The 15,917-nt window shown below is 56.3% G+C and carries 26 protein-coding genes; all 26 read right to left on the bottom strand.

What is annotated here, in order from left to right; translation table 11 throughout:
* Positions 1–2: 2 nt before the first annotated feature.
* Positions 3–305, bottom strand: coding sequence for a phage baseplate plug family protein (locus B2J69_RS10180; protein ID WP_081139044.1), 303 nt, complete (start codon positions 303–305; stop codon positions 3–5).
* Positions 302–898: a phage baseplate protein gene (locus tag B2J69_RS10175; RefSeq protein WP_081139041.1), complete on the bottom strand. Its 597-nt coding sequence runs from the start codon at positions 896–898 to the stop codon at positions 302–304. The genes B2J69_RS10180 and B2J69_RS10175 overlap by 4 nt, the downstream gene beginning before the upstream one ends.
* Positions 898–2,946 (bottom strand): transglycosylase SLT domain-containing protein, encoded by a 2,049-nt coding sequence (locus tag B2J69_RS10170; protein WP_081139038.1) that lies wholly within the window; start codon positions 2,944–2,946, stop codon positions 898–900. Before B2J69_RS10170 ends, B2J69_RS10175 begins: the two co-directional genes overlap by 1 nt.
* Positions 2,936–3,088, bottom strand: a complete 153-nt coding sequence (locus tag B2J69_RS10165) for a DUF6889 family protein (RefSeq protein WP_048784607.1) — start codon at positions 3,086–3,088, stop codon at positions 2,936–2,938. Before B2J69_RS10165 ends, B2J69_RS10170 begins: the two co-directional genes overlap by 11 nt.
* A gap of 35 nt (positions 3,089–3,123) precedes the next feature.
* Positions 3,124–3,549, bottom strand: coding sequence for a phage tail assembly chaperone (locus B2J69_RS10160; RefSeq protein WP_081139035.1), 426 nt, complete (start codon positions 3,547–3,549; stop codon positions 3,124–3,126).
* A 3-nt stretch (positions 3,550–3,552) separates the two neighbouring features.
* Positions 3,553–3,993: a DUF3277 family protein gene (locus B2J69_RS10155; protein ID WP_081139032.1), complete on the bottom strand. Its 441-nt coding sequence runs from the start codon at positions 3,991–3,993 to the stop codon at positions 3,553–3,555.
* Between the two features lie 10 nt (positions 3,994–4,003).
* Positions 4,004–5,149, bottom strand: coding sequence for a DUF3383 family protein (locus B2J69_RS10150; RefSeq protein ID WP_081139029.1), 1,146 nt, complete (start codon positions 5,147–5,149; stop codon positions 4,004–4,006).
* 3 nt (positions 5,150–5,152) lie between these two features.
* Positions 5,153–5,698: a phage neck terminator protein gene (locus B2J69_RS10145; protein WP_081139026.1), complete on the bottom strand. Its 546-nt coding sequence runs from the start codon at positions 5,696–5,698 to the stop codon at positions 5,153–5,155.
* Positions 5,691–6,074 (bottom strand): head-tail adaptor, encoded by a 384-nt coding sequence (locus B2J69_RS10140; protein WP_081139023.1) that lies wholly within the window; start codon positions 6,072–6,074, stop codon positions 5,691–5,693. The genes B2J69_RS10145 and B2J69_RS10140 overlap by 8 nt, the downstream gene beginning before the upstream one ends.
* Entirely contained in the window at positions 6,061–6,555 is a 495-nt protein-coding gene (locus B2J69_RS10135) for a hypothetical protein (protein WP_081139020.1), read from the bottom strand. Before B2J69_RS10135 ends, B2J69_RS10140 begins: the two co-directional genes overlap by 14 nt.
* Complete coding sequence (locus tag B2J69_RS10130) at positions 6,552–6,956, bottom strand: DUF4054 domain-containing protein (protein ID WP_081139017.1); 405 nt, start codon at positions 6,954–6,956, stop codon at positions 6,552–6,554. The genes B2J69_RS10135 and B2J69_RS10130 overlap by 4 nt, the downstream gene beginning before the upstream one ends.
* The gene (locus B2J69_RS10125) at positions 6,922–7,302 is read right to left on the bottom strand and encodes an STY1053 family phage-associated protein (protein WP_081139014.1); all 381 of its coding nucleotides are present in this window, start codon (positions 7,300–7,302) and stop codon (positions 6,922–6,924) included. Before B2J69_RS10125 ends, B2J69_RS10130 begins: the two co-directional genes overlap by 35 nt.
* A 37-nt stretch (positions 7,303–7,339) precedes the next feature.
* A complete protein-coding gene (locus B2J69_RS10120) occupies positions 7,340–8,278 on the bottom strand; it encodes a DUF2184 domain-containing protein (protein WP_081139011.1) in 939 nt (312 codons plus the stop codon).
* 14 nt (positions 8,279–8,292) lie between these two features.
* Entirely contained in the window at positions 8,293–8,787 is a 495-nt protein-coding gene (locus B2J69_RS10115; RefSeq protein WP_081139008.1) for a structural cement protein Gp24, read from the bottom strand.
* 11 nt (positions 8,788–8,798) lie between these two features.
* Positions 8,799–10,037 carry a DUF2213 domain-containing protein gene (locus tag B2J69_RS10110; RefSeq protein ID WP_081139005.1) on the bottom strand — a complete coding sequence of 413 codons (1,239 nt, stop codon included), beginning with the start codon at positions 10,035–10,037 and terminating at the stop codon, positions 8,799–8,801.
* Between the two features lie 2 nt (positions 10,038–10,039).
* A complete protein-coding gene (locus tag B2J69_RS24070) occupies positions 10,040–10,216 on the bottom strand; it encodes a hypothetical protein (RefSeq protein WP_158083427.1) in 177 nt (58 codons plus the stop codon).
* Between the two features lie 2 nt (positions 10,217–10,218).
* Positions 10,219–10,809, bottom strand: a complete 591-nt coding sequence (locus tag B2J69_RS10105; RefSeq protein WP_330847877.1) for a phage head morphogenesis protein — start codon at positions 10,807–10,809, stop codon at positions 10,219–10,221.
* Between the two features lie 13 nt (positions 10,810–10,822).
* Positions 10,823–12,298 (bottom strand): DUF1073 domain-containing protein, encoded by a 1,476-nt coding sequence (locus B2J69_RS10100; RefSeq protein WP_081138999.1) that lies wholly within the window; start codon positions 12,296–12,298, stop codon positions 10,823–10,825.
* 2 nt (positions 12,299–12,300) lie between these two features.
* Positions 12,301–13,518, bottom strand: coding sequence for a PBSX family phage terminase large subunit (locus B2J69_RS10095; RefSeq protein ID WP_081139160.1), 1,218 nt, complete (start codon positions 13,516–13,518; stop codon positions 12,301–12,303).
* On the bottom strand, positions 13,493–14,059 hold the full coding sequence (locus tag B2J69_RS10090) for a terminase small subunit (protein WP_075050762.1): 567 nt from the start codon (positions 14,057–14,059) through the stop codon (positions 13,493–13,495). The genes B2J69_RS10095 and B2J69_RS10090 overlap by 26 nt, the downstream gene beginning before the upstream one ends.
* A gap of 2 nt (positions 14,060–14,061) precedes the next feature.
* On the bottom strand, positions 14,062–14,247 hold the full coding sequence (locus tag B2J69_RS10085; RefSeq protein ID WP_081138996.1) for a hypothetical protein: 186 nt from the start codon (positions 14,245–14,247) through the stop codon (positions 14,062–14,064).
* A gap of 38 nt (positions 14,248–14,285) precedes the next feature.
* A complete protein-coding gene (locus tag B2J69_RS10080; protein WP_081138993.1) occupies positions 14,286–14,510 on the bottom strand; it encodes a hypothetical protein in 225 nt (74 codons plus the stop codon).
* A 119-nt stretch (positions 14,511–14,629) separates the two neighbouring features.
* Positions 14,630–14,887, bottom strand: a complete 258-nt coding sequence (locus tag B2J69_RS10075; RefSeq protein ID WP_081138989.1) for a hypothetical protein — start codon at positions 14,885–14,887, stop codon at positions 14,630–14,632.
* Positions 14,884–15,045, bottom strand: a complete 162-nt coding sequence (gene lysC, locus B2J69_RS24595) for an Rz1-like lysis system protein LysC (protein WP_456238494.1) — start codon at positions 15,043–15,045, stop codon at positions 14,884–14,886. The genes B2J69_RS10075 and lysC overlap by 4 nt, the downstream gene beginning before the upstream one ends.
* On the bottom strand, positions 15,023–15,424 hold the full coding sequence (locus B2J69_RS24065; protein ID WP_158083426.1) for a hypothetical protein: 402 nt from the start codon (positions 15,422–15,424) through the stop codon (positions 15,023–15,025). The genes lysC and B2J69_RS24065 overlap by 23 nt, the downstream gene beginning before the upstream one ends.
* Positions 15,405–15,917 carry a lysozyme gene (locus tag B2J69_RS10065; protein ID WP_081138981.1) on the bottom strand — a complete coding sequence of 171 codons (513 nt, stop codon included), beginning with the start codon at positions 15,915–15,917 and terminating at the stop codon, positions 15,405–15,407. Before B2J69_RS10065 ends, B2J69_RS24065 begins: the two co-directional genes overlap by 20 nt.

Genomic DNA, 15,917 nt, shown 5'->3' with positions numbered 1-15,917 from the left:
GCTTACTCCGTTTTAATGAGAAGGTGGCTGACCGAGCCCAGATCATTCTCTGTCGGGTAATCCTGCCCCTGTGCATCGCAGACGACAAAGAGGGAGAAACCCAGATTCAGATAAGCATACTGGCCAAGCAGATCGCACCCGGTAACCAGCGGTATACTGCCAACAATAAGCACCTCATCGGCGCTATACATGTCGAGATACCAACAATCAGCACGCCAGATGATAGCCATCTTGACGATGGTTCCGGCGATCGTTGTGGTAAAAGTCTGGTTCTGGGGCTGCAGAGGGATTTCGGTGATTGTCATGAGAAAATACTCTGTGCGGCCGAAGCTGCCTGGCTAAGCAGAGACTGGCTGGGTTGTTTCGCTGACTTCACTCCTGCATCCTGCACAGCACTAGTGTTGGCCCCCTGTGTCATGTTTTCCTTTGAGGCACCTGTAATAGTCAAAGCCTGTGTGGTAATTACCTCGCGCATAGTCACACTGGCCATAAGCACGTTTTCCGATGTACGGTCAGTCGTTACATCCAGTACGCGGATCAGCATGTTGGTATAAAGCCGCTTACCGGTCACCACATCGAAAGGTTCTTTGCTGCGCTGCAGCTCTAGGAGCTGGCTGTAAATTTCCTTTGGTCCTGACCCAACTGAAAGGCCTATTGCCGAGGTGTCTACCATATCCAGCAATGAGCCGCCGCCAGAAAAGCCCACCTCCATTACAAGCTCAGAAGCTCGACGATAAGCGTGATCAGCCACAAAACCCGTCCCGCTGCTGGTTGGTCGCTCAACAGGATGCTCAGTTATTTCGAGCACATCGCTGTGCTTTTCTGAGATAACAACGTCGGGAATGATGATCCCTATCTTTCTCGAACGCTGATGAAGTAGCACCGACAGGACATCCATTAGCCACCTCTTCTCATAAGCTGTTGAGTAGCGCGAGCGCTAACCTGATTCTGTTTGTCTGCCACAATATTCCCGGCCTCTCGGGGATCAGATACACCATGGATGTTGATAACGGTCTCCTGATGAACACTGGCCCCACTGGCAGGCATATTGCTGAGAACGCGCGGGATGTAATTCCGGGTTTCCTCCGGCATTAGCGCCATGCCATGCTTCTGCACGTTCCCGATCCCCCAGTTGTAGGACGCGAGCGCCCTGGGAAGGTCGTCGTTATTGGCTTTTAGCAGCTGAGCGAGGTACTTTGCCGCAGCCTGGGCAGACTTAACCGGGTCGAATGCTTCATTGCCACGCAGGCCCAGATCCTTAGCCGTGCCGGGCATCAGCTGGAAAAGACCCTGCGCGCCGGCGCCGGACATTGCATTCGGGTTACCTGCAGACTCGGTAATCGCAACACTTTTCAGCAGTCCGGCAGGAAGCTGATAAAGCTGTTCCAGTTTGCCGAACATCGGTTGCAGCCACCCCAGCAACTGACTGCCTTCCTTACTCGCCTGAGGCCGCTTGAAAGACTGCCCATACTGTTCCACAGGGCCATTTACCGGATAGATTCTCTCTGGTCCAGATGCTTCCGCCGCCATCGGCTGGACAGCGCTATCACCGAACCATCTTTTCATGGCCGCCCCGATGCTGCGCGGGTCGAATCCGGTTTTATCCTTGATATAGTCTGCAGCACTGTCTGCGCTGGCAGACACGGCAGGTAATGCATCCGGATTACCCTGCCCCTGATTTATCAGCTCACGCCCGATTGCATAGGCATCTTTCCATCTGCCGTCTTTAATGGCGTTGAGCAGGCGCGCTATCCCGTCGAGCATTTTGGACAGCTCGCCGAGGTTTTCCATGAGGTTGCTCATGTCCCATTTGGCTGTCCATGTCTGCGGGTCAATACCAAGCAGCCGCATAACGGCATCTTTCAGATCGTCGACGCCTTTGATGGCGCCTTTGATCTGTGGCTCCCACTTCTTCCAGTCGATTAGCGACTGGCCGCCTTCCTTCCACGTTTTGTAATCGTCGTACAGCGCGAGAATAGCAACGCCCAGCGACGTTATCATCCCTATCGGCGACATCACGAACGCACCGTTCAGGATGCGCCAGGCGATAACGAGCGCGCCAAACACTTCGATCAGGCGCTGCGTTGACTTATCCAGCGATGACCACCATTGCATGATGTCCCCGCCGGCCTGTATCAGCCGATACACGACGCGGCCAATTACCTCAGCCAGCCACAGGATGCCTTTAACGCCGCTGGTAATCGTCTGCTCAATCTTCGGGAAGTTGTCGACGATTTGCTTGCGCAGCGTGTCGATAGAGCCTGAAAGCCCCTCAGCCAGGTTAGAACCGATCTTGTCGCGCGCCATCCCCGCCATCTGGCCGAAAGCACGCAGTGAAGTCATGAAGCGGTTAGAGCTGGCGGCCGCCTGGTCAGCATTGAAGCCGATAGCTTTCGCCATTTGCGTATACTGCGCGCCAAACTGCCCCATCCCGCGGCGCATTGCCATCAGGGTGTTTTCATCAATGCCCAGCATCTGCGCGTACTGATTAGCGCGGTAGTAAGGCATTTTGTTCAGCTGCTGGCCGACGCCAGTAAAGATGGACGCCATATCCCGCATGTTGCCGCTGGCGTCACGCGTCTGCACACCCAGGCGATTCAGGAAGCCTTCGGCGCCGGGGTTGTTACGCATGAAGCGTGAAAGGCTTTCCAGAGAACTGCGCGCAGCTTCTGCACTCGACCCGGCCTGAGCCGCAGCATAGCCGATCGCCTGAATGCCCGCGACCGTTGCGCCCGTACGCTGAGACGCCCAGTAGAGCTGGTCAAGGCCGCTGGCGATTTTCGCAGTAAAGGCAACCACGGAAACCGCTGCAGCCTCAACGGCTACGCCCAGTTTCATAGCCTGCGCGGTTGTTCCGGCGATGACCGTATCAAATTTGCGAGCGCCAGCCTCATCAACCTGAAAGCCGAGGCTTACCAGAAAATCCTTGATAGTCTCAGCGTTCATTTGCCTCTCTCCAGCGCTCTATGCGGTTATTGTTGTCTGCCTTCAGGTCCAGCCAGTCATTCATCCGGGCGATGTCCGCCAGGTCGACCGAACCATCCTTCAGGGCTGAATAGCTGATGTACCCGGCATCTACCGGGCGCATCAGAAAGTCTTCACCGTCGGGAAGTGATTCCAGCGTCAGGCCGCTGGCGGGGCCGCAGTCTCGCTGGCGGGGAGTGCGGGCAAAAAATTTCCCAGACTGTCGCCTACCACCCGACCAACCATCTGCAGCATGCTCATCAGCTCGATGTCATCGAACATCAGGGTTCCCTGCGTCATGACAGGCGACCAACCTTTACCGTTCTGGCGGGAAACCACAGACAGACAGGGGAAGATGATCGCGTTTGTGTCTTCGTCGCTCATGCCCGCCAGTGAATCGGCGATTTTCGGCAACGCGGTTTCCATCGCCTTATACACGTCACCGCCTTCTGCCGCGGCTTTGATGCCCTGAAAGTCAGCCAGCAACCCAGCCAGAACCGGGAGTAGTTTGCGGGAAACTTTGAGCTGGTCGAATACGCTGAGCTTTGCGGTGCGGTACTGCACGCCGTTAATTTCAAATTCCATCTGTTAGAACTCCCCGAGAACCTGGTCGATTTTGCCGCAGTCGAACACCCAAGATTTGGTGTTGCCTACTTTGGCGTCTGCATGGTCTGGCTGTTTCTGAAACGCGACCGAACGTGCAGTGGTGATATCACCAGACGCATGGTTGCGCAGCACGATGACGTTGTTGCCCCACAGTGCCGAGGACTGGCTTTGTGCGTTGTACATCAGGGACAGCTTTTTGTTGACCGGGGAGGTTTTCAGCAGCGTAACTGTTATGGTGCCGCTTTTACCTGCGTGCAGGCTGTGCATCACCTCGCCATCAGCACCGATCGTCATGGTGTTTTTAGATTCCGTCATGGTGACGGTAATGCCTTCCTCGGAGTTAGCAGAGCCATAACCAAGGTCGATAGAGCCAGTCGGTCCGGTGAGGGACGCGACGACGTCCATAAAAGAATAAGTCGCCATTTATGTCCCCTTAGCGAACAACGTTGATCTGAACATCGGCGTAATGAATCGCGCCGGCCAGTTTAATAGCCGCCTGGATAAGCGGTGATTTGCGAGCCTCGCGATCGGCCTGAGCCTGAGAAGAAAGCGGCTGCGCATAGACGTAATAGCCTTTGGTCAGCGTGTCGCCTGCGGTGATCTGGCCGATGTCGCCGCCATTCCATACGCCCGCGGCAACCAGACCATTCGACACAGCCTGATCCAGTGACTGCTCAACGTTCGACAGCAAACGTGTAATACCGGCCTCTGTCTGAGGTATCTTGGTGGTTGAGGTGCACAACAGATTGAAGAGGTTGGTCTGCACGTAGTTTTGCAGCCAGTCCAGGCCGTGGCGTTCATCGAAGAAATCGCCGTTAGCCATCACGCCCTGCTGCAGGATCGCCGTATCGTTCGCGTAGTAAACGTAAACGTTCGCGTTTTTCGCATCGACAGCCGCCGCTTGTGAGCTGGTCAGGGTTTCATACGTCACACCCGGCTCTGTTTTGAACTTCAGCGTGATCGTGGTGTTGTTACCGGTGAAATTGACGGTAAACGCGCGCCCGAACGCTGACAGCGCAGCATACTTGCTCGTCGTCGAATACTGAACAAAAGTGCGGCCGTAGCCAGCGGCTTTGAGCGTTGAGGCGATGTCAGTGGTAGACGCTGAGTCGATAATGCCCGAATCGTCAGACGTTACGGCAAACACGCGGCTGAGGCTTGATGCCTGAATAGCTGCGGCGGTCGCGGTGATCTCCGCTGCAGTGAGGTCTTCGTCGTCGGCAATGGCTAAGCCATACCAGTTGGTGAACTGAAGCACGGCGGTGATAGCCTGCGCCAGCGTCTCCACGCTACCGGATTCGTCCGTGGCCAGGGTCTTGGCCCAGCGACCCACATAAACCTGCGTAGGCTGCGGTGACTGTGAAAAATACACCAGCGCGGCAGCATATTCCGGGCTGTCCTCGCCAAAATCGGCGCCGATCTCTTCCGACCCGGTATACAGGCGGATGCGCTCTGATACAGGGATAACTGTGGATGTGCCGAGGATGAGCAGTGAACCGAAATTACGACCCGTCGCCGCAGTGGGCGACATGATCACGTCAACGTTCACAACGTTGGATACAGGTAAGCCCTGTGCCATAGGTTAATCTCCAAAGAATGATACTGGCGCGCTGACCAGAGATTTGATGCCGTAATCGCGGATAACTTTGCGGCGCAGGCGCACGGTGATGTCGTACCGGCGCACCCACTGTTTATTGATGAGTTCGGGGAAAGCGGTCAGTTCACTGTAATCAGCAAGCGACAGCTCGTTGGTTTTAAGGGTTTCGTTATTCTGCTCAACCGACAGCCCGTCACGGAACAGCGTCGCGATGGACTGGCTTTGCGGGCCGTAAAACGAGGCGAGCGTTTCGATCACCTCATGGCGCCACAGCTGATTACTGTCATCGGTCTGCCGCACGAATGCCGGAGCGTTGTCAGCAGTGAAACCGATAATGCCGAAGCCGCACCAGTCCACGTCCGCTGCAGGAATTGCCGCCTGAATCGCAGTCCAGCGCGGGCGGACCACTCCTGCCGGCAATCCCGACAATGCCCGCACCCACTGGCTTAGTTCACGCTCCAGCGCTTCGTCATAAGCCTGCGACGCGCTGACAGGGGTTAAATACCCGGCTGATGTGCTGCTGTTACTCACGCGGGCCTCCGTCAAATGGCTGCAGCTCACAATGCGCCTGGACGAAACCGGCGCCGTAAGCCGTGTACGGGTCAACAAAGGTCACGCGATAGTCGCGACCGCGATAAGTCACGATGTCGGCATCAATGCCGGTATTGCCGCTGCTCAGCCGGTAGGTGGTGATAATCAGGATTGCGCCATTAATCACCTGACCGGCCTGCATTCGACGGGCCTCCAGTGAGCGGTCAACCGTCACCACACCGCCAAACGGCGTCACAGTCGTTTTATTTACCGCAAAGCCATCATCATCAACCGTCTGCTCGTTGCGCTTTACCACGAGCGTCGTATCGAGGAATTCAGGCGACAGCAGAACGTCACTTACATCAAGTGTCGGCATCTTTATCCCTCACAACGTGCGTTATGGAACGGCGGTATTCGCCGGTGTCGATGAGTGGCTTGTTGCCAGTACGACCCCGGCGTAGTCGGTTGGCGATCGTGGCGTCAGCCAGGGGAGTAAACCCAGTGATGGTGATGTAACGCTTCACCCCATTGGCCGCCACCGTTCCGGCGCGATCGAGAGACGTCACTGCCCCTTCCGCATTACCTTCCAGCGCCTTCTGCGCGGCCGCCTTCAGGTGAGGCATGAAATCCTGCTCGACCGACTTCACACCAGGCTTGAGATGCGGGCGCGGCGGAATATTTTGCGCCGGCGACCCGTTCTCGTTGATGTAGCCGATCGCCGCATTCCCGATGTCGCCATCATCGCGCTCGTCTTTTGATTCCGGGATGCCCACCAGAACATCCTTGTTAGCGAGGGTTTTAAGGGCGTCCAGAATGCTTTGCGCCGTGTCAGCGCGAATGGTCAGGCCTGATTTCATAGCTGAATACCGCCATACCCGAAGAGCATCAGCAGCTGCCAGAATTCTGCGCCGTAGCGGGAGAAGTTCCAGAAGCCCGCATCGGCATTAAGCGTCGCGCTGTTGTCGTAGCTCACGCTGACTTTATCCACCGACTTGGACGCGACCACGCCACTCGTTGCGCCACCAGCACCACCCAGCGCGCCTGCTGCCGTATCAGCGGCATTCAGCACCATGTAATGCGCGACAAACAGCTCTGCCAGATAAGGGAACATGTTCCCCATGGCGGAGCCATCAATCAGCATGTCGGCGAGGTTAAGGCGGAACTCGATTACTGGATCGGGATATTTGGTATCGTCACTGAACTGCGGGAAGTCGCGGCGAAAATCACTTACTGTCGGCAGATTTCGGTTTCTTGCCATCAGCATCACCTTCCGCTGCCGGTTCAGTTACGGGCGCCTGCAGAGTTGCCAGCTGCGCGGTCAGGTCGGCGATGGTCTGGTCCTTCTCCGCTACCGACTGCTGCAGCTCGCCATGCGCTTTGTCTTTCTCTGCCAATTGCGCGGTTAGGCTGTCGATTTGTGCCTGAAACTCTTTCGTGTCGGCGCTGGCCTTGGCCTTGCCGGTAACGTCAGAGTGCGCGGTGACAAACCAGTGATCGGCAACTTTTTCGTCAACGGTGTGCTCGCCAGTTTCAAAGCGCTGGCTGGTGCCGTCTTCAGATGTGAAATTAAACGGGGTATGGACGCGAATCGTCTTCTTAGCCATTTGCTACTCCTGTTGGCCCCTTTCGGGGCCGGGTTGGTTAAATGCCGTCCATATATGCCATGGTTTCCGGATACGGAGACTCAACAGCGCCCAGCTTGCCGTAATAGGTGGTCAGCTGGTAAATGCCGCGATACTGCACCGGCACGCTCAGCAGCGGAACCATCGGGAAGCGCACAAACTTCTTATCGTTGGTGTAAGCCATCATGCGGTCAGTGCCGCCGGTGCCTGCACCTTTCAACCATTTCACCGCGCGGATGTTCAGCGGAACACCGTTCTGATGGAAGGCGATCGTGTTTTCGCGCAGGTAGGTCAGCAGTGACTGGTTACCGGCTGAGGAAACGATGATGCTGGACAGCAGAGCGAACTGCTCAGGTGGCAGCAGCAGGTCACGTGGGACGATGGTATAACCAGACGCCGCCCAGGCATTGGAGAGCAGCAGGTTGATTGACGCCCGGATTTCGTCCGGCGTGGACGTTGCCCACGTCTTCGGAGCGTTAGTGGCTGCCGCGCCGTTGTAGTTGAGGAGACCTTTCACGCCCAGCTGGCTGTCACCGCGATAAACCTGCTCGTCGGTGTCCATGTTCCATTTCAGCTGCATCGCATCGAATTTCTGCGTATCGATCGGGCGACCGACTTTGGCAGCAGCAGCCAGTTCAACAACGGTCCAGCCCAGCTCCATGCCCCACAGAGTCAGCGGAAAGCCGGTTTTTGCGATGTCGACGTTCGGGCCAGCAATGGCGGTGGAGTCTTTGCCGATCCAGTTTTTACCGTTCGGATTCGGCGTACCTGCTGCGGCAAAGGTGGAGTTGGTGAAAGAACTGATGTCATCGGCGATCGACACGTCTTCGCGCAGCTGAATATCACGCGACCACGTGTAACCGACCAGCGGCATGTTCAGCTCCTGATCGAGGCGCTCAAGCTCGCCAACCAGGAAAGCGCCAGTGCCGTCGAGAGTGGCTTGGTCAAAAGTGTACATATTTAGCGATTCCCTTAGATGTTGTATGCGATTTCAGCGTTGCCAGCGGCATCGCCTGCGCCAGTGAATGCGGCATTCGGCAGCACGACGGTTTCGTCGGTGACAGCCGCGCCCAGAATTGCGCCCAGCGGGCTGGCGTCGGTCGGATTGGCGTTGCGCACGTAAACCGGTGCGCCTTTAGTCAGGCCAACTGCGGTGCTGCCGATGTTCACGGTCATGTAACCGCGCTTCATCACATCACCAGTGAAATTGGCATTTGCGCCAACCTGCCGCGCCATGTCAGGCGTAGAGGTGGTCGGGTAAGGACGCACGTACAGGCCGGTGATGACCGTTGCTTCGTCCGATGCCGCCAGCGGGATAAACTTGCCGTCTGCGCTGTCTTTACCTGCCAGGCCGTATTGGCTAAAAGTATTCGCGGCATTGAGGATAACCGGCTCGGTGGTCAGGTCTTGCGGGCGTGAGATAGCCCCGGCGATGCCTACTGGCATCCGGTACAGGTATGCAACCATGGGTTTTTCCCTTATTTATTCCAGTGGGCGGCGAATGCCTTGTTCAGAGCAGCCGGAGAGTTTTTGTTGGATGAGTCGTAAAACGATGCACGCGACGCAGTAGCTGGCGCACTGTTACGTGCTTTTGCGATTTCGCTGGCAGACACGAATACCGCGTCCAGCGTTGCCTTTGGCATTTTGGCGAAGTCCGGCGAAGCGCCAACCAGCGGGGTCAGCAGCGACTGACCTTCCGGCGTTTTGAATGCCGCGTCCATGGTGGAGCGTTTGAACGCCGCCAGCTTGCCGCCTTCCGGCAGCTTCACGCCTGGCAGGATGAGCTCGGCACGAGCCACGACGCCCTGATGGTAAGCAGCATCGGTAGTTGCGCGGGCTTTCTCTTCCTTCTCCTCCGGATCGTCGCTGTCGACGGTTGCCGTAGAGGTCGGGTTGATCAGCTGCTGAACCAGCAGCGTCAGCGCATCGACTTTCGCCTCAAGCTCGCTGTTAGTCTGCGCGCCGCCTTCACCATCCTCGTCGGTGGTCAGGCCGCCGAGTTCTTTATTCGGAGGGAAAGGCTGGGCCGGGTTGATGGTGATATTCAGTGCACGAGCCATATCAAGTGGTGGCTCGACAAGCTCTGATGGCGCGTTTTCCACCAGTTCAGCCAGGGTGTCGGCATCGTTGGTTTTAATCGCCCGTTTCAGCCGGCCAAGCCAGCCCTGATTTTTGGTAGTCATGAATGTGCTATCTCCAATTGAACAGCGAATACCTGCGCGACCATTGGGGACGCCCGCACAGTGGTTACCGATAATTGTGTGTTGTCGTGCTTTACCCGGACCCTGCTGCTGATACTCAGCGTCGTAGCCCATGGAAATCTGCTCCAGGCCATCCGTTACTTTCTGGATAGCCTCAGAGGTCTTGATGTGGATGTCGCCCAGCATTAAATCTGACTGGTAGCCGGTACCGCGCCGGACGTTCTGGATATGCCCGTGGGCGTAGTCCTTCCAGTTTCCCGGATTGACCATGTCTTTCGGGTGCCCCAGTGTGAATGCCATGCCTTCAAAAGATGCCAGCGTTTCAGGCCGGAACACCTCATCAGCGTCACGGGTAACGACGATTTCGCCGTCCTCATCGCCTTCGATGCCGGGCAGTTCACTTTCGTCGTAAACCTGCGCGCCAGTACGGGCGATCGGCACGTCTTTACACAGCAGGGAGCCGTCGGCCATCTCAAAGCGAGTGTTGCCGAGGCGGGTGGTGAAAAAATATTGCATCGTCAGACCTTAGCCAGCTTCCTGGTCACTTCCTTGAGCATCCGCACATTGCCACGCCCGATGACGGTCAACTTTGACAGGCGGCCAATTTTTAAGAGCTCAGCCCTCATGCTGCATGCTTTTACGACTGTGCGTGAGATATCGCCCTTTACTTCGTGGGTGACGTAGATTTTTTTCATGCTTAGTCCTCGGGAACGACAGGCTCCGCATAACAGCGGCAATTAGGGAACTGGCCCGCGTGACCGGTCATGCCATCCAGAGTCGGAGGCTTTGCCCAGTCAACGTACTGCCCGTTCATTTCTTTGTGAGAGTGGCGCACATCGCTGTCTTCTGCGGTGCGCCAGATGTAGCCGCGTGAGCCAATGGCAGTTGAGCGCGCTTGGGTGATTGCGGTAGATGCCCGGCCAACCTCGGTACGGGCGATAGTGCGGGCCCGCGCCACAGTCACCTCGCCGGTGCGCATGATTGCGTCAGTGAGCGCGCTGGAACGCTTACCGGACACCACAGCCTCAATCGCCTGATTGTGGATGTCATAAACGCGGTCGGCAGCCTGTAGGGGAAGCGATTTGAACAGTTTCACCTGCTCGTCGATGATGCTGCGCGTTACTGCGCCGGTGCCGGAGTTCATCAGTTCACGAAGCCCGGCAGAGATGCGCTGTGACCTGTCACGCCACATTGCATCGTCCGCAACTTCCAGCGTGCCTATCAGCCGACTCGACACCGCTTCCGCCCATGGCTCTATCAGGTCGGCATAGCGCTCCAGCCGGTCCATAATGTCGGTGACGCTATCGTTTGAACCATCGTATGAGCCCTCGACTATCGCGCCCACCGCCTGCGCTATCTGTCGTAGCTGTGTTCCCAGTTGCCTCTCGGCGCGCTTCAGGTTCGGTGGTTTCGACGTTATCGAGGTCTTTCTCTGTCGGCGGCGGGAGGTCACTGGCATTATCAATATCCTTGTCGCTGATAGTTCCGCCGAAGCCGGTTACGCGGGACGTCTCCTGCAGGTGCTGAGCGCCTGCCTTATCCGTCATCAGCCCTGAATCCACCGCCTTAGTGGTGGCATCGACGACAGCATTAGCGATGTCAGCGCGCTCTTTATCGGAAATCTGCCACAGCTCGTTAAACTCGAACGTGAAATCATCCGGCAGCGGCTTGGCAAACAGGCTCATGTGCAGCACTTCGAACAGCTTGCGGATCGGGCGACGCAGCTTGCGCTCCTGCTTGGTGGACACGTTGTCGTAATAGTTGGCGAGGTCAGTGTCACCAGTAGAGAAGCCAGCCGGAGACTGACCGAACAGGCGCACCAGTGGGATACCGAACGCGCCTGCCACCTGCTGCCCGAACTGAGCCAGCACATCGCTAAGCCCGGCATACGAATAGGTGTGCGCCTCGAACTTGTCGGCAGCATCCATGATGGTCATGCCTTCGTTGCTCTGATACTGGCGGATCATGTCCATGTGCGACATCAGCCCCTTAAACATCGGGCTGTCTTTACCCATAGCCAGTAATTTTCGCAGGCCATCAATGCTGTAAGTGCGCAGGTGCGCTTTGTATACCAGCTGAGCCACGCCAGTAGTGGTGCTGTCGAATGCCAGCAGGCGGTCAAAGCATCGCTCGATGATCGACATCCCCCAGTCGTTTTCAGTCAGGCGTTGCTGATATGGCAGCGGAACACCGTCGAAGCGGATCAGCCTTGAATGATGAATGCGCCACGGCGGGATACCTGTAGCTGACGTCACGACGCGGTAGAACTCCGGCATACCGAAGTCAGGCCCTAGCTCAGTCACGCGACGCTCTGTAGTGGCGTTGAGCATCCACCGATCCATAACCATGATGCCCTTGAAGGCACCCTTAGCGATGGTCTCGATGCGCAGCGGCGTTGAATAGTTCTGGCCGTCGATCAGGATGACGCCAACAGCGCCGCCGTAGAGGTTGGCCCACTTCAGCGTGTCGTTGAGGTGCTCCCAGATGCCCAGCTCGTCCCATGCGTTGTCCAGCTGCTTTTTCACCCCGTCATCGAGCTTTGAGGTGATTGTTACGCCCTTGCGGGTCATGTCATCGGGGATAGCATCGACGCCAGCCCCCACCAGCCAGGACGAACGGTAAGCCTGCTCAATCAGCAGCCTGTTGCGCGACGTCCAGTTGTTGCGGTAGGTGCCGGCACCGGACTGGTTCGATTCGTTAACGCCCATGCGGGCGACAAAGTTTTCATAGCTGTCACGCGTCGGTACAGGCTGCGACACGTTTTGTGTTTCGGACATGTTCAGCCTCTGCCAAGTTGCGCCCAAGTGCCAAGGCTGTCTGAGCTGGTGATGTAACCGTCCAGCCCGTAGCGTATGGCGTCTATGCAGTGGTTATGAGCGTCGACAATGACCGGGAGAATCTCGTTGGTCTTTTTGTCGACTTTGTAGGAGTAGAGCCGGAACTCGTCGGCGGTGTGCTTGCAGCGCTCGTGGATGATGATCTCCTCAAACCCTTTCAGGTAGGTGATGCCATCCTCAACGCTGCCTTTCCATTTGGCCGCGGCGTCAATGCTGAAGCCCTGCCGGCCAATGTGGCTGATTGTCTCCGGTCGCGCGCTGTCGGCTTTGATGGGCCAGCGGCGCGCCTCGGGGACTGAATCGTAAAACTGCGCCATTTCGTCAAGCTCCACGCCGACGCCATATGCTTCATATTCGATGTAGAGCTTCGCGCCCAGCATGAACATGCGGATCAGCGTGCTCGGGTCATTAGCGAAACCGAAGTCCGCACCAAAGAACAGCCGATCTGCCTGCTGCCAGAGATCATCCGGGAACGCTTCCACGCGGTAGCGCTGCTTGAAGATAACCGCCTCAGATATCGACTTAGGCTTGCCCAGCCAGATATGTTCGTACGCCTCGTAATCTACCCGCTTGCAATACTCCATCTCTTTGCGGAGCGTCTCAGGCAGATACGGGTTATCGTAGTAGTTCACCTCAACCGTGATACTGTCGTCAGGCGGGTTTACCACGAAGCGCTGATAGGTCGGGTCTTTCTCTTCGCCGGGGTTGAACGATACCCAAATTTCCGACCCCTCTTTACGAATGGTCGGCACCAGGATGTCCCACGAATCAGCGGATACAGACTGCGCCTCTTCCACCCAGCAGATATCCACGCCCTCAGTCGACTTGATGCCCAGCGGATCGAAGCGCAACCCCTTGAACAGGAATTCGCTGCCGCAGGCACTGGTGATCGTCTCGTTGGTGATGCGGAACCACGGGTTAAGGCCGAGCATCTCAATCTGGTCTTTCAGCAGCTTGTGCACTGAATCCTTGATCGAGTTTTGCACCTCACGGGTACAGAGGACGCGAAGCTTTTTGGATGCAGCCATGATAACCAGCGCGCGGGCAATGCCCCAAGATTTAGCGCCGCCACGACCGCCGTGGAATGTTTTATAGCGCTTAGGCCTGAACAGCGGTTTGAATTTGGGCGCGAAGCTAAGTTTCTTCTCCGCTGTCGTCATCATCCGCTCCGAAGCTAACCACGAACGTAGGCGCAGCCAGCGGTAACCCGTTGGGGCCGACCAGTTCGTTTTTAACGTTGTCTTTGAATGCCTGGACTGTGACGTGCTTGCCAAGCAGTTCGAGGTTCTTGACCTTGTCTGGCCACTTAATTTTTTTCAGGATACCGACCATCTCACGATCTTCTCCCCGGCCTTCGAACATATCGGCCAGATCGAATCCGCTCAGGTAACGGCGCCACGACGCGGGCCACTCGGAGACGGGCTTAATGCTCATGTCATCGGTCATGATGTCGAGCACATCCATCTGATCAATCTCTACCAGGCGGCGAAGCACATAGGCGGCATCGATACCGGTTTGTTCGACGCGTTGAGCCTTAAGCTCTGCAACCAGTTCCAGTACGTGAGGTTTTGTGAGGTTTTCATAGCCAGCCTCTTTGGCGGTCTTTTCGCTGTAGCCCGCCCTGATAGCTGCCTGAGTGGCATTGAGGTCTTTCAGGTACTCACGGGCAAACAGCTCTTGTTTGTCGGTGAGCTTTGCCATTTTTATGCCTTAACGAATGTCACTTTAGTTTTTACCAAGCGGCGGATGAGTCTGGCCGCTTCTCGCTCCATCTCATCAATCACTTCGCGCGTTGCAGGCTTACCCGCGTATTTGCGCTCAATCTCTGCCAGCACTGCGTTTACGTCATCGTTGGCTGGGTGGATAATTTCAACATTAAGCTTTGCCATATTAACTCCAACAAAAAACCGCCCGTAGGCGGCTTGTTTTATTTCTTTGCCATCTCTATGGCTGCATCAAAGAGCCTTTCTAATATCAGGTCAGGAAACTTTAACTTTTCCCGCTCAATAAAGAGCTCATGTTCGCCGCCTTCCCATTTCCACTGAAAATGGTAACCATCTGGACCCGGTTTAAAGAATGCTCTTGCATCTGGATTTGCGTAGGCTGCAGCAACAAGCGGATCGAATTTAAAGTCTTCAAGTTTAACCCTCATAGCTATTTCCTTTGCTGTATGTGTTTCTACACATTACAACTCATGATGGGTCTTGTGAAGGCAGACCAAACTTTTATGCATTCATCATCGGGCGCACTCGCAAATGCGCCCTGTGATGACTACAGGTACTTCACCGCCAGCGCCTTTAGCTCATCTTTCGCAGTCGCACCCAACTGTGATACGCCGCTTTCTACAAACGCCAGCGCTGCTTCGAAATCCTGCACGCCTGCTTTTACTTCTGCTTCCGGTGTCGGAGTTACTGCTGCGGTCGCTACTGCAGGCTGTACGGTTGCTGCGTCATTCAGTGGTTCTGACATTTCGGTACTCTCTTCTTTGGGATGGATGAACAGGCTTTTCAGCCATTCGAGGATTTTCATTTCTGCCGTTCCAGTTCGATTTGTCGGATGGCGGCTTTGTCCCTGTTGCAGTTAGCCAGGGAGTTAAGCAGACGCTCATTCAGCTCTACGCTATCACCCCATGTGAACGGGTCAGGGATAAGCGGCACTTCGCAGTCAGCCAGCAGGCTTACTGGTATCTGTACTGGCGGAACCTGAACGTACTTTGTCTCGGTGCGCGCGCAACTGGTTAACAGCGGCAGCAGGAACAGACTGCACAGAGCAGCCGTCGCCCTTAAGCGCCTCCCGGATGACAACCACCCTTTGCTCGCTTTCTGCATTGCTGGCCTGATTGTCATCGTGGGTTGCCTGGGCGATATCGTTGAAGAGTGCCGTAGCCTTCAGGACGTTAGTCGTGATCGCCTCGGCTGATGTCTTTTCCTGCTTCAGCTGCTCGTTTTGCTGAGTGAGAAGAGCTTTGGATGATGACTGGAGCTTTACGGTGACGCACAGCACGATGACCAGCAGGAGCAGCACCGCGATGGCGACTGCATCCCACTTAATTCTGCTTAAGGTCATCGGCGCTCTCCGCCAGGCACATTGAGCGCTCCATGTCGCGACGGTTCATCAGGCCGCGCCACTTCATGCCGCCGGCATATACCCAGCGGCGCAGCTCTTCGCATGCTCCGTCCTGATCGCCCGCATTCAGCTTCTTCAGCAGCGTCGATTTAGAGAACGAGCCGGAGCCAACGTTGTAGGTGAAGCTGTAGAGTGCAGCGCGCTGATATTCACTCAGCGGGACTTTGACCAGACCATCTACCGTTTTCTTTACCGGCTGCAGGTCATTCCACAGCAGCCGATCGCATTCGCGGTCGCTGTACTTCCTGCCTTTGACAATGTCGGATCCGGTATGCCCGTCACAGACCGTCCAGACGCCGGCAACGTCCTTATAGGGTTCGTACACGCGCCCTTCTACACCGTCCTTGCCGCCGAGGAATATTGTGGCGATAAGCATGGACCCGCCGCCTGCAGCAGCAATCAGCTTGTTGCGCAGTGAATTTGACATTGCCAT

It is taken from the genome of Pantoea latae, assembly GCF_002077695.1.
In the GTDB taxonomy this organism is placed as follows: Bacteria; Pseudomonadota; Gammaproteobacteria; order Enterobacterales; family Enterobacteriaceae; genus Pantoea; species Pantoea latae.
This window is presented reverse-complemented; position numbering and strand designations above follow the sequence as displayed.